Source organism: Streptomyces sp. NPDC050534, from assembly GCF_044457745.1.
Taxonomy (GTDB): domain Bacteria; phylum Actinomycetota; class Actinomycetes; order Streptomycetales; family Streptomycetaceae; genus Streptomyces.
Window position 1 is genome coordinate 64283 of record NZ_JBITHF010000004.1, and the last position, 12847, is coordinate 77129.

Below are 12847 nucleotides of genomic sequence, written 5' to 3' on the forward strand. Positions count from 1 at the left end.
GAGTCCTTACTTGACTGCACCCACGGCGATGCCGCGGGTGAGGGTCCGCTGGAAGACGAGGAAGAAGACGATCGCGGGCAGGACGCCGAGCAGGGCGGCCGCGTTGGTCATCGTCGCGTCCATCAGGCGCTGGCCCTGGAGGACGCCGAGGGCCACCGACACCGTCTGGTTGTCGTTGGAGATCAGCATGACCAGGGGGAGCAGGAACTCGTTCCAGGTCCAGATGAAGAAGAAGACCAGCAGCACGCCGATGGTGGGGCGGCTGACGGGGACGACGATCCGCCACAGCACCTGCCACTTGTTCGCGCCGTCGATCCTGGCCGCCTCGATGATCTCCCGCGGGAACTGGCCCAGGACGGACGAGAGCAGGTACGTGCCGAAGGCCGCCTGGATCACCGTGAAGACGATGATGACGCTCAACCTCGTGTCGTACAGGCCGACTTGCTTGCTCAGGTAGTAGATCGGGTAGACCAGCGCCTCCTGCGGCAGCATGTTGGCGAGGACGAAGAAGGCCAGGACCCAGGTGCGGCCCTTGATCCTGCCGATGCCGATCGCGTACGCGTTCAGGACCGACAGGACGGCCGCGAGGACGGCCACCGAGCCGCTGATCAGCACGGAGTTGACCAGCTTCTGGCTGTAGTCGACGCGCTGCCAGAAGTCCTTGAGACCGTCCAGGTAGAGGCCGTCGGGGAGGCTGAGCGGGCCGTTCTGCGAGTACTCGGTGGGCGACTTGACCGCGTTGACCGCGACGATCAGGAACGGGACGACCATGAACAGGGCGGCGATGCACAGGGCGATCAGCACCGGGTAGCGGCGCAGGGCGGTCGTCATGCGCGGTCCCCTTCCTCGCTGCGGGTCTGGAGCTTGAGCAGGACCAGGGAGAGGACCAGGATGATCACGGTGAGGATCGTGGAGATCGCGGCGCCGTAGCCGACCTGGGTCTTCTCGAAGAAGGTGGAGAAGGAGAAGTAGGAGGGCACGTCGGTGGCGCCGCCCGGGCCGCCCTTGGTCAGGACGTACACCGCGCCGAACACCTTGAGCGCGGCGATGGTGCACCAGGTCAGGACGACGTAGATCTCCGGGCGGATCTGCGGCAGCGTGATGTGCCAGAAGCGGCGCCACCAGCCGGCGCCGTCCAGCTCGGCCGCCTCGTACAACTGCGGGTCCACGCGCTGGAGTCCGGCCATGAAGACGACCAGCGGGAAGCCGATCTGCACCCAGACCATCACGCCCATCACGCTGTAGAGCGCGATGTCCGGGTCGCCGAGCCAGTCCTGCTGCCAGGACCCCAGACCCACTGCCTTCAGCAGCTCGTTGAGCGAGCCGTTGTCCGGCGCGAGGATCCAGCTCCAGACGATGCCGGCGACCGCGATCGGCAGCACCTGCGGGAGATAGAAGCAGGCGCGCAGCACCGCGGCCCACCGCGACCCGAAGTGCTTGCCGACGTAGTCGAACAGGGCGGCGGCGAGGACCAGGCCGATCACGGTCGGTGCGGCCGCCATGGCGACGACCATGAACAGGCTGTGCCGGAAGGAGGCCCAGAACTCCGCGTCGTCCATCAGCTCGCGGTAGTTGGCGAGCCCGGTCCACTTCGGGCTGCCGATGCCCTGCCACTCGGTGAAGCTCACGCCCGTGTTCATCAGGAACGGGACGATGACGATCGCCAGGAACGCGAGGAAGCCGGGCAGCAGGAAGAGGGCGTACGAGTCGCGCTCACGGGGGCGGCGCGGGCCGGCGGCCGGCTGCTTGCCGACGGCCCGCGTGCCCTGTTCGACGGTCACTGTCATTGCTTCGGCGCGCCCTTGTCGTACGCCTGCTGGAGCGCGTCGAGGTACGCGTCCGGCTTCTCGCTGCCCGTCATCAGCTTCTGCGTCTCGGAGACCAGGACGTCGTAGAAGCCGTTGACCGGCCAGTCCGGGTAGAAGGCGAGCCCGTCCCGCCCGCTGACGGTGTTGAAGTCGGAGATCAGCTCCTTGGACTTCGGGTCGGTGATGGCGCTCGTGTCGGCCGCGACCGGGATGCCGCCCTTGTTGCCGAGCAGGTTCTGGATCTTCTTCGACATGGTGATGTCGATGAAGTCGTAGGCGAGGTCCTTGTTCTTGGCGTTCTTGGGGACCACCCACAGGTTGCCGCCGGAGCCCGGGGTCAGGTTCGAGCCGGGCCACAGGGAGGAGTCCCAGTCGAACTTCGCCTCCGACTGGAAGCGGCCGTACCACCAGCTGCCGGAGAACAGGATCGGTGCCTTGCCCTGGATGAAGGACACGCCCGCGTCCTCGGCCTTGGTGCTGGTGGACTTCTTGCTGATGTAGCCCTTCTTCACCCAGTCCGCGAAGGTGGTCGCGCCGTACGTCCAGGCCGCGTCGTGGAAGTCCGTCTTCCCCTTGTACAGCTCGTACTTGTCGACCCACGAGCGGTCGGCCTTGGAGAGGGCGAGCTGGTACAGGTACTGCTGCGCCATGTACTCGGCGCCGGCGTTGGCGAGCGGGGTGACGCCTTTCTTCACGAAGGCGTCCATGGCAGCCGTGAGCTGGTCGAACGTCTTCGGTTCGGTGATCCCGTACTTCTTGAAGAGGTCCTTGTTGTAGTAGACCATCGTGTACTCGGCGTAGTTGGGCACGCCGTACCACTTGCCGGAGCCCATGACCCCGTTCGTGTCGTACCGGCTGGTCGTGGCCACGCCCGCGCTGAGCTTCTTGTCCCAGCCGCGCTTGGTCGCCTCGGCGGTCAGATCGGTCAGCAGGCCCTGCTTGGCGAGCTGGCCCGCGGTCGCGTTGCCCTTGTTGTACTCCATGAGGTCGGGCGCGTCCGAGGAGTTGAGGATCATGGGCGCGGTCTTCTGGATCTGTTCGAAGCCCTTCTCCTCGAACTTCACCTTCACGCCCGGATGCTTCGCCTCGAACTCCTTGATCGCCTCGTTCCAGGCCACGCCCATCGCGCTGTCGGGGCCTTCGTAGTGCCAGAGCTTGAGCGTCTTGGCGTCGGAGGACGAGCCTCCGTCCGAGCCGCCGCAACCCGCCATGACCAGCGATCCGCCCAGGATCGTGGCCGTGATCGTCATCACACGCCTTCGTGCCGTCAACATCCCTGCCTCCAGGAGAGCCGGACAGGTATCAGAGCGCCACGCGGCGATCCTGCCCTCGTGTCGAATCGATTCGATGCGTGACGTCGAAGCGCTTCGACGGGCGAAGGTAGGTGGGGGCTGCGGGTCCGTCAATGCATCGGACGGGAATTCCTGTCCGTAACCGTGTGGATGCGCTGGGCCAGGGCGATCATCAGCGCCACGGCCGCCGCCGTCGCGGGCACCCCGAACCCGGCCGCCGGCGACAGGTGGTCGACCGTCCAGCCGCCGGTCGCGGAGCCGCAGGCGATGCCGCCGAGCAGGCCGGTGACGGCGAGCGTCATGCCCTCGTTCAGGCGGCCCTCGGGGGTGCGCCGCTGCACCAGCGTCATGGTCGTGACCATGGTCGGGGCGGTCGCCATGCCGGCGATGAGCAGGGCAACCGCGAGCAGTGGGAGCGAACCGGTGAGGGAGGCGGCGAGGAGGGGGAGGGTCAGCACGGCCGTCATCGCCGCGACGCACCACGGCAGCCGCGCGGACGCGGGGCCGGTCAGCGGCAGCGCGCCGAACAGCAGACCCGCCGCGCACGAGCCGGCCGCCTGCAGCGCGAGCACGACGCCCGCCGCCGAGCGGTGCCCCTGCGCGTCCGCGAAGGCGATCGCGACGACCTCCATGGAGCCGAACACCGCGCCCGTCGCGAGACAGACGGCGAGCAGCGGGGGCATCCCGGGCGCGCGGAAAGGGGACCCGGCACCGCCGCCGGGCCGCCGCACCGGCGGCTCGGTCGAACGCTGCGCGGCGAACAGCAGCATGCCGGTCAGCAGCAGCACCGCCCCGGCCAGCGTGCCCGCCTCCGGGAAGAACGTGCCGCACAGGAGGGCCGCGAGCACCGGGCCCAGCATGAAGCACATTTCGTCGGCGGCCTGTTCGAAGGAGTTCGCGGTGTGCAGCGCGCGGTCGTCGCCCTTCAGCAGATGGGCCCAGCGGGCGCGGGACATGCCGCCGGTGTTCGGGGTCGTGGCGGTCGCGGCGTACGAGGCGAACAGGGTCCAGGCGGGGGCGTGCAGGTGCACGCACAGGGCGAGGGCGAGGGAGCCGAGCACGGCGAGGGCCGTCGCCGGTACGGCGATCCGCGCCTGGCCGTACCGGTCGACGAGCCGCGCGGTCCACGGCGCCACCACCGCGGTCGCCGCGAGGCCGGTCGCGGTGACGGCTCCGGCGAGTGCGTACGAGCCGCGCGCCCCGGCGATCATCACGACGGCGCTGACGCTGAACATGCCCATGGGCAGGCGGGCCAGGAGGTTGCCCGCGGTGAAGGCGCGGGCGCCGGGGACGGTGAAGAGGCGGCGGTAGGGGCCGGGTGGGCGGTTGCCGGTACGGGGGCGGAAGTCGACGGCGACGAGGGTGTCGGCGGTGACGGTGAACAGGGGGTCTGTCCGGGACGGGTCTTTCCGGGACGGGTCTTTCCGGGGCGTCGGCTGCGGCATGGCCACCACCGTCGCCCGTACCCGATCAAGGGGTCCAACACCTTCTGCGTACCGATTGACGCACTCCTGTTGTAAGTTCGCCGGATGCCGGCGTCCGGTCACCTCGATCCCCGCCTCCTGCGCGCCTTCGTCACCGTCGCCGAGGAACTGCACTTCACCCGCGCCGCCGCCCGGCTCTACGTCGCCCAGCAGGCGCTCAGCCGGGACGTGCGGCGGCTGGAGCGGGAGCTGGGCACCGATCTGTTCGTGCGCTCCACCCGGCAGGTGGCGCTGACGTTCGACGGCGAGCGGCTGCTGCCGTACGCGCGGCGGGTGCTGGACGCGCAGGACGCGCTGCTCGCCGCCCTCGGGCAGGCCCGGCCCCTGCTGGTCGACCTCAACTACCGGGACCAGGTGACCGCGCGCCGCGTACTGCACCGGGCCCGGGAACTCGCCCCCGACCAGGAGCTGATGGCCCGCTACGAGAGCGGGCTGACGGGCGCCGCCGGCGAGCTGCTCGCGGGCCGGCTGGACGCGTCCTTCGGGCGTTTCGCCGGCCTCGGACCGGCGCTGCGGGCCGGGCTCGAGCACCAGCTCGTGCGGTACGAGCCGATGGCGATCGTGCTGCCCGGGGACCACCCGCTGGCCTCGCTGGAGGCGGTGCCGCTCGCCGCGCTCGCGGGGGAGACGGTGTACGCGGGTGCCGGGAACCCGCGGACGACGGAGTGGACCGATCTGGCGCGGCGGCTGTTCGACGGTCATGGCATCGAAGTCGCGCCACCCGTTCCGCTGGCCGTCGGGGACGAGGAGTTCCAGCGGATCATGGCCAAGCTGCGGAACCCGATTCTGGCCGTGGTGGATTTTCCGGCCATGCCCGGGACGATCAAGCGGCCCCTGGTGGACCCGGTTCCTTTGTCGCCCGTGTCGCTTGTGTGGCGGAAGGGCCTGGTCCACCCCGGATTCGATGCGCTTCGACGGGCCGCGCGCGAGTTGTCGGCGGCCGAAGGGTGGCTTCGGATACCCACTGATGGGTGGTTTCCAGCCACCGATGCTGCCGTTATTCATCCCTCTAATTGACACGTGGCCAACACAGGACCCACCCGTGCGCTACATTCTTCGTCTGAGCACATTGTGGTAAAGGGGGCGCTCGAATCCAGTGGGGGCTGGGTTCGGTCGACGGGTGCTCGAGTCGCACGCGCACCCGGAACAGTCCCGTGGGGGGATCTGCGTGCACGTGAAAAAGTGGCGGAAAGACGCCCAACTGGAGTGGCCTGAGCCTGCATCAGGGACCCAGGTCATCCCGACGTCGGGGGAAGTCAGAGGGAAGTCGGCCACTCAGTCGTTTCCGGACACCAGGACAAGCGGAGTCTCTCGTGGGGACTTCGCCGATCCCGGGCGTGGGGACTTCACCGATCCCGACCGGACCCAGGTACGGACCGGCAGCACGGAGGTGCTGGCCGGCGGCTCCGCAGCCGTGGCCGGGCACGACCGGGCCGCCGGTCTGCGTGACCCGTGGGAACCGGTGGCCGAGACCGCCCACTCCCACGATCCGCACGAGGTGACCGTCCAGCTCGACGCCGTGAGCCTGCAGGACGCCCGGCTGCACACGGCCGCCGGCGAACCGCGCGGCGGCTCCGAGGGCTCCGACGGGCCGGTCTTCGTCGACGAGTCGGGCCGCCGCAGCCGCCGCTTCCGCCGGCTGGGCATAGCCATCGGCATCGCCTGCGCGGTCTACGCCGTGGTCATCGTCGCCACGTTGCTCTCCGGCAGCTCCGACGCGCCGTGGCTTCCGGTACCGGGCCAGAAGGACGAGAAGCCGGCCGGCCGGGTCGAGCCCACCTCGAGTCCCGACGTCCCGTCGGTGCCCTCCGGCACCGCCGGTCTGCCGGCCGGTTCGGCGCCGACGGCCGGTGTCGGCACGACGCCGTCGCCGGGCGCGAGCGTCGCGTCCCGGGGCGCGTCCGCCGCCCCCACCAAGCCGGGTGCCTCCACCGCTCCCGACGCGAAGCCGACCACGTCCACCAGCAAGCCGACGTCCGGCCTGGGTGACCCGAAACCGTCGACGCCGGCCGAGACGACGAAGCCGGCCACTCCCGACCCGACCCCCACCGAGAGCACCGTCGCGCCCACCGAGACCCCGGTCGACGGCTCGGGCGGCAACGTCCCGGTGGCCAACGGCGCCGGTGATCCCTCACCCGTCGCCGAGGGCCCGGCCACGCCCCTCGCCTCCTACGCACCGTCCCCGGAGAACACCCTCTGATGGCATCCCGCACCCGCCATCACGGGCCCGCGACCACGGCCCGTGACGGCTCCCCGCGCCGCCGCCTGCCCATGCGCCTGCTGCTTCCCATGCTTCTTCTCGTCGCCCTGGTGGCGATGCTGATGCTGCGCGGCTACGTGCACAGCGAGATCCTCGCCGACCACCGCATCCAGCCGGAGGCCGCCACCGGGAAGGTCCCGGAGAAGATCCTGGACGGCGGCCCGGTCATCGACACCCGCAGCGGCCGCACCACCAGCCTGAAGGTGCCGGACCACCGCCTGGTCCTCACCTTCGACGACGGCCCCGACCCGACCTGGACCCCCGAGGTCCTGGACGTGCTCAAGGAGCACCACGCGCACGCGGTCTTCTTCGTCACCGGCACGATGACCTCGCGCTACCCGGAGCTGGTCAAGCGCATGGTCGACGAGGGCCACGAGGTGGGCGTGCACACCTTCAACCACCCCGACCTCTCCTACCAGTCCAAGAGCCGTATCGACTGGGAGCTGTCGCAGAACCAGCTGGCGCTCGCGGGCGCGGCCGGCATCCGCAGCTCGCTCTTCCGCCCGCCGTACTCCTCCTTCGCCGACGCCATGGACGACAAGTCCTGGCCGGTGACGGAGTACATCGGCACCAAGGGCTATCTCACCGTCGTCAACAACACCGACAGTGAGGACTGGCAGAAGCCGGGCGTCGAAGAGATCATCAGCAACGCCACCCCGCGCGACGGCAAGGGCGCCATCGTGCTGATGCACGACTCCGGCGGCGACCGCCACCAGACCGTCGAGGCCCTCGACAGGTTCCTGCCCGAGATGCAGGAAAAGGGCTACCGGTTCGACAACCTCACCGAGGCGCTCGACGCCCCGAGCGCGCTGACCCCTGTCGCCGGCGTCGACCTGTGGAAGGGCAAGGCGTGGGTCTTCCTGGTCCGCGCCTCGGACGACATCACCGGCGTCATGGCCGTCGCCCTCGCGGTCATCGGCGCCACGGTCATCGGCCGCTTCGCGCTGATGCTCCTGCTGTCGGGGGCCCATGCGTGCCGGGTACGCCGCAAGGACTTCAGCTGGGGGCCGCCGGTCACCGAACCGGTGTCGGTGCTGGTGCCGTCGTACAACGAGGCCAAGTGCATCGAGAACACGGTCCGTTCACTGATGGCGAGCGAGCACCCGATCGAGGTGATCGTCGTCGACGACGGCTCCAGTGACGGCACGGCGCGCATCGTGGAGGCGATGGGCCTGCCGAACGTCCGGGTCGTCCGCCAGCTGAACGCGGGCAAGCCGGCCGCCCTCAACCGCGGCCTGGCGAACGCCGGTCACGACATCGTCGTGATGATGGACGGCGACACCGTCTTCGAGCCGGCCACCGTCCGGGAGCTGGTGCAGCCCTTCGGCGACCCGAAGGTCGGCGCGGTGGCGGGCAACGCCAAGGTCGGCAACCGGAACTCGATGATCGGCGCCTGGCAGCACATCGAGTACGTGATGGGATTCAACCTCGACCGCCGGATGTACGACATCCTGCGCTGCATGCCGACGATCCCGGGCGCGGTCGGCGCCTTCCGGCGCTCGGCGCTGGAGCGGGTCGGCGGCATGAGCGACGACACGCTCGCCGAGGACACCGACATCACGATGGCCATGCACCGCGACGGCTGGCGCGTCGTCTACGCCGAGAACGCGCGGGCCTGGACCGAGGCGCCGGAGACGGTCCAGCAGCTGTGGTCGCAGCGCTACCGCTGGTCGTACGGCACCATGCAGGCGATCTGGAAGCACCGGCGGGCGCTCGTGGAGAAGGGCCCCTCGGGCCGCTTCGGCCGCGTCGGCCTGCCCCTGGTCGCGATGTTCATGGTCGTGGCCCCGCTGCTCGCGCCCCTCATCGACATCTTCCTGATCTACGGCGTCGTGTTCGGCCCCACGCAGAAGACGATCGTGGCGTGGCTCGGCGTGCTGGCCGTCCAGGCGGTCTGCGCGGCGTACGCCTTCCGCCTCGACCGCGAACGCATGACCCATCTCATCTCGCTGCCGTTGCAGCAGATCCTCTACCGCCAGCTCATGTACGTCGTGCTGCTCCAGTCCTGGATCACGGCGCTCACCGGAGGCCGCCTGCGCTGGCAGAAGCTGCGGCGCACGGGTGTCGTGGAGGCACCCGGCGGCCCGGTGCCGTCCCAGCGGACGCGCAGCAGTGATCGGAGGCCCGTGGCATGACCCACGGATACACGACCGGGACCCCGGAGTCGACACCGTCGTACGGCGTCCCGCAGCAGCAGCAGCAGCAGCGGCCGGCCCGGCCCGGGGCGCCGCCCCCCGCCCCTGCTCCGGCCGCTCCGGTTGCTGCGAAGAAGCCGGGCCGGGACCGCTATCTCGACCTGCTGCGCTCGATCGCGCTGGTCCGCGTGGTGGTCTACCACCTGTTCGGCTGGGCCTGGCTGTCGGTGCTGTTCCCCTCCATGGGCGTGATGTTCGCGCTCGCGGGTTCGCTGATGGCACGGTCGCTGAGCCGCCCGGCGGCGAGCGTGATCCGGGGCAGGCTGCGCAGGCTGCTGCCGCCGCTGTGGGCGTTCAGCGCGGTGGTGCTGGTGATGATGTTCGCGGGCGGCTACAACCCGGTGAAGGACCCGGACACCGGCGGCACCTGGGGCATCGTCGACCTCTTCAACTACATCGTCCCGATCGGCGCTCCGCCCTACCCCTGGCACCTGGGCTCCAAGTCGGGCCTGCTGGAGGACAGTTGGGCGGTGCAGGCGTGCGGCCCGCTGTGGTACCTGCGGGCGTACCTGTGGTTCGTGGTCGCCTCGCCCCTGCTGCTGTGGGCGTTCCGGCGCGTGCCCTGGGCGACGCTGCTGGCCCCGCTGGGCCTGACCGCGATCGTCGGCACGGGCCTGGTGTCCATTCCCGGCGAGACCGGCAACGCGATCACCGACTTCACCGTCTACGGCGGCTGCTGGGTGCTCGGCTTCGCCCACCACGAGGGAATGCTCCAGCGCATCCCGCGCTATGTCGCCGTCTCCTGCGCGACGTTGGTGATGGCCTTCGGCCTGTGGTGGGCGTCGGGCCATCTGGGCCCCGACGGCTGGGACCTCAACGACATCCCGCTGGCCCAGGCGACCTGGTCCTTCGGCTTCGTCGTGATCCTGCTCCAGTACTCGCCGTCCTGGCAGGAACTCCCGGGCCGCCTCGCGAAGTGGGACAGGCTGGTGACCCTGGCCAACAACCGGGCCGTCACCATCTACCTCTGGCACAACCTGCTGATCATGGCCACGGTCCCGATCATCGACCAGGCCTACAACCTCCCCTTCATGCAGAGCGAACGGGCCTCCGCGACCCTCGACTCCACCTACATGCTCTGGATGTTCGTCCTCGTCTGGCCCCTGATCGGCCTGGCGATCATCTCCTTCGGCTGGATCGAGGACATCGCGGCGAAGCGGAGTCCCCGGCTGTGGCCGAACGGGGCGAAGCGGGGCGGGAACCGGCACAAGGCCTGAGTGGTCAAGGCCGGGTCAAGCGGACCGCCCGCGACGTCGCGCCCGCCCAACCCCGTGGGAGACTGCTCGCGTTGCTGAAGTGAACAGCGTGCCCACGGGGGAGCAGGAGCGATGAGTAAGCGGCAGACGCAGAAGATGCTGCGGTTGATGGCCGGCGGGGAGCCCGTCGAGCTCACCAGTCCGATGGCGTCCGTGAAGAAACTCTCCCGACTCGCCTTCATCGCCCAGCAGTTCGGCTACGAGTACCTGGACGCCCGGCACACCGGCTCGCGCAACAACCAGCTGAAGATGATGATCGTGCCGGACCCCAGCCCGCAGGCGCGGGCGCGGGCGGCGCAGAACTGGGCGCAGTATCCGAACGCCGCGGACGGGGTGTCCCTGCCGCCGCTCGTTCCCGACGCCGTCGAACTCCTCAAGGCCCGTATCCAGTTCGACCTCACCGGCAAGAACGCCGAGAAGCGGATGGGGTACGGGGCGCTGGGTGTCACCGCCGCCTGTGCGGTCGCCGGGGTCCGGGCGGGCGGCGAGATCCTCGATTTCGTCGTCGCGGGCATCGTCTGGGTCCTCCTCATGGGCATCTTCGGCATCGGCCTGCTGGTGACCCGCAGGCGCAACGCCAAGTTCTCCCGACGGCTTCAGGCCGCCGGCTTCGTGCCGATGACGGACGAGACCGGCCGGCTGCGGTATCTGCCGCCGGGGATGCAGATGCCGGGCCAGATGCCGGGGATGCAGATGCCCGGGGCGCAGATGCCGGGCCAGGGCAACCCCTTCGCGAACGGGCCGTACGGCGGCCAGCCGCAGCCCCAGCAGCAGCCGTACGGATATCCCCAGCAGCCGGCCCAGCCCTACGGTCAGCCGCAGGCCGCCTACGGCCCGCCCGCGCAGGCCCCCGGCCCGTACGCCCCGCAGCAGCCCCACCCCCAGCAGCCGTACCCCCCGCAGCAGCCCCACCCCCAGCAGCCGTACCCCCCGCAGCAGCCCTACCCCCAGCAGAACCCCAACTGGCAGTCGCCCCAGCGCTGAGAGCTGTTCGTAACGTACGAGCGCGATACCTCTCATCCCGCCCCCGTGCGGGGTGAGAGCAACGTTCCCTTCCGGTCACCCGGTGCCACAGCGCGGAAACTCTGCCTCCCTAACTTCGGGACATCACCCCGGAGCACGTGGAGGCGCCATGAAAGCCGCTGGCCGCTGGATCCAGCAGTGGGATCCCGAGGACGAGACCTTCTGGAAGGAGACCGGAGAGAAGGTCGCACGCCGCAACCTCCTCTTCTCCGTTCTCTCCGAGCACATCGGATTCTCGATCTGGACCCTGTGGTCCGTACTGGTGCTCTTCATGGGCCCGGAGTACGGGCTCACCCCGGCCGACAAGTTCCTGCTGACGTCGATGGTGACCCTGGTCGGCGCGGTCGTCCGGGTGCCCTACACCTTCGCCGTCGCGGTCTTCGGCGGCCGGAACTGGACGGTCATCTCGGCCAGCCTGCTGCTCGTCCCGAGCGTGGCCGCGTTCGCGGTCATGGAGCCCGGGACCTCCTTCTCCACCTTCCTGTGGATCGGCCTGCTGGCCGGCATCGGCGGCGGCAACTTCGCCTCCTCCATGACCAACATCAACGCCTTCTTCCCGCTGCGGAAGAAGGGGTGGGCGCTCGGGCTCAACGCCGGCGGCGGCAACATCGGCGTGGCGGCGATCCAGCTGGTGGCCCTCGCGGTCATCGGCGCCGGCGGCGGTCCGCGGGTACTGCTCGGGATCTACATCCCGCTGATCGTCGTCGCCGCCGTCCTCGCCGCGTCCTTCATGGACAACATCGAGAACGTCAAGAACGACACCGGCGCGGCCAAGGACGCCGCCAGGGACCCGCACACCTGGATCATGTCCGTCCTCTACATCGGGACGTTCGGCTCCTTCATCGGCTACAGCTTCGCCTTCGGACAGGTGCTGACGAACCAGTTCGGGCGCACCCCGCTGCAGGCCACTTACCTCACCTTCGTCGGCCCGCTGCTCGGCTCGCTGATCCGCCCGGTGGGCGGCTGGCTCGCCGACAAGTACGGCGGCGCGAAGATCACCCTCTTCAACTACGTGGCCATGGCCGCCGCCACCGCGGTCCTGGTCGCCGCCAGCATGCAGAAGTCGCTGCCGCTGTTCGTGGTCGCCTTCGTGGTCCTGTTCTCGCTGACCGGCATCGGGAACGGCTCCACGTTCAAGATGATCCCGGGCATCTTCCAGGCCAAGGCCCTGGCCAAGGGGCTCGAGGGCGAGGAGGCGGCCAAGTACGGGCGCCGGCTCTCCGGCGCCTCGATGGGCCTGATCGGCGCGGTCGGCGCGCTCGGCGGCGTCGGCATCAACCTGGCCTTCCGCCAGTCCTTCCTCTCCTACGGCTCCGGCACCGGAGCCTTCGTCGCCTTCCTCGCCTACTACGCGCTCTGCTTCGCGGTCACCTGGGCCGTATACCTTCGAAGGGTGGCGGCGAGCAGCACGGCAACGGCCGCTGCAGAGGCGAAGCCGCAGCTCAGCTATGCCGAGGTGTGACGTAACACCGGCGACATCAAGCCGAACCGAGCCTGTCACGGACCGTTGACAGGCTCGATCGGCATGC

General features: G+C 69.7%; 10 protein-coding genes. 6 read left to right on the plus strand and 4 right to left on the minus strand.

The genetic code is table 11. The annotated features are described in order from the left end of the window. Positions 1-6: 6 nt before the first annotated feature. The 4 genes from ACIBN2_RS14570 to ACIBN2_RS14585 all read right to left on the minus strand — a co-directional run bounded on the left by ACIBN2_RS14570 (position 7) and on the right by ACIBN2_RS14585 (position 4545). Positions 7-831, minus strand: coding sequence for a carbohydrate ABC transporter permease (locus ACIBN2_RS14570; RefSeq protein ID WP_399134689.1), 825 nt, complete (start codon positions 829-831; stop codon positions 7-9). Further along, positions 828-1787 (minus strand): carbohydrate ABC transporter permease, encoded by a 960-nt coding sequence (locus tag ACIBN2_RS14575; RefSeq protein WP_399134690.1) that lies wholly within the window; start codon positions 1785-1787, stop codon positions 828-830. Before ACIBN2_RS14575 ends, ACIBN2_RS14570 begins: the two co-directional genes overlap by 4 nt. Beyond that, positions 1784-3082 carry an ABC transporter substrate-binding protein gene (locus tag ACIBN2_RS14580; protein WP_399134691.1) on the minus strand — a complete coding sequence of 433 codons (1299 nt, stop codon included), beginning with the start codon at positions 3080-3082 and terminating at the stop codon, positions 1784-1786. Before ACIBN2_RS14580 ends, ACIBN2_RS14575 begins: the two co-directional genes overlap by 4 nt. A 128-nt stretch (positions 3083-3210) precedes the next feature. Then, entirely contained in the window at positions 3211-4545 is a 1335-nt protein-coding gene (locus tag ACIBN2_RS14585; protein WP_399134692.1) for an MFS transporter, read from the minus strand. Between the two features lie 84 nt (positions 4546-4629). Here ACIBN2_RS14585 and ACIBN2_RS14590 point away from each other — a divergent pair, with 84 nt between their 5' ends. The 6 genes from ACIBN2_RS14590 to ACIBN2_RS14615 all read left to right on the plus strand — a co-directional run bounded on the left by ACIBN2_RS14590 (position 4630) and on the right by ACIBN2_RS14615 (position 12780). Next, a complete protein-coding gene (locus tag ACIBN2_RS14590; protein WP_399134693.1) occupies positions 4630-5601 on the plus strand; it encodes a LysR family transcriptional regulator in 972 nt (323 codons plus the stop codon). 397 nt (positions 5602-5998) lie between these two features. After that, entirely contained in the window at positions 5999-6784 is a 786-nt protein-coding gene (locus ACIBN2_RS14595; protein WP_399134694.1) for a hypothetical protein, read from the plus strand. Next, complete coding sequence (locus tag ACIBN2_RS14600; RefSeq protein WP_399134695.1) at positions 6784-8979, plus strand: glycosyltransferase; 2196 nt, start codon at positions 6784-6786, stop codon at positions 8977-8979. Before ACIBN2_RS14595 ends, ACIBN2_RS14600 begins: the two co-directional genes overlap by 1 nt. Next, on the plus strand, positions 8976-10256 hold the full coding sequence (locus tag ACIBN2_RS14605; protein WP_399134697.1) for an acyltransferase: 1281 nt from the start codon (positions 8976-8978) through the stop codon (positions 10254-10256). Before ACIBN2_RS14600 ends, ACIBN2_RS14605 begins: the two co-directional genes overlap by 4 nt. A 111-nt stretch (positions 10257-10367) precedes the next feature. Next, positions 10368-11279, plus strand: coding sequence for a hypothetical protein (locus ACIBN2_RS14610; protein WP_399134698.1), 912 nt, complete (start codon positions 10368-10370; stop codon positions 11277-11279). 148 nt (positions 11280-11427) lie between these two features. Further along, positions 11428-12780, plus strand: coding sequence for a nitrate/nitrite transporter (locus ACIBN2_RS14615; RefSeq protein ID WP_399134699.1), 1353 nt, complete (start codon positions 11428-11430; stop codon positions 12778-12780). Positions 12781-12847 lie beyond the last annotated feature (67 nt).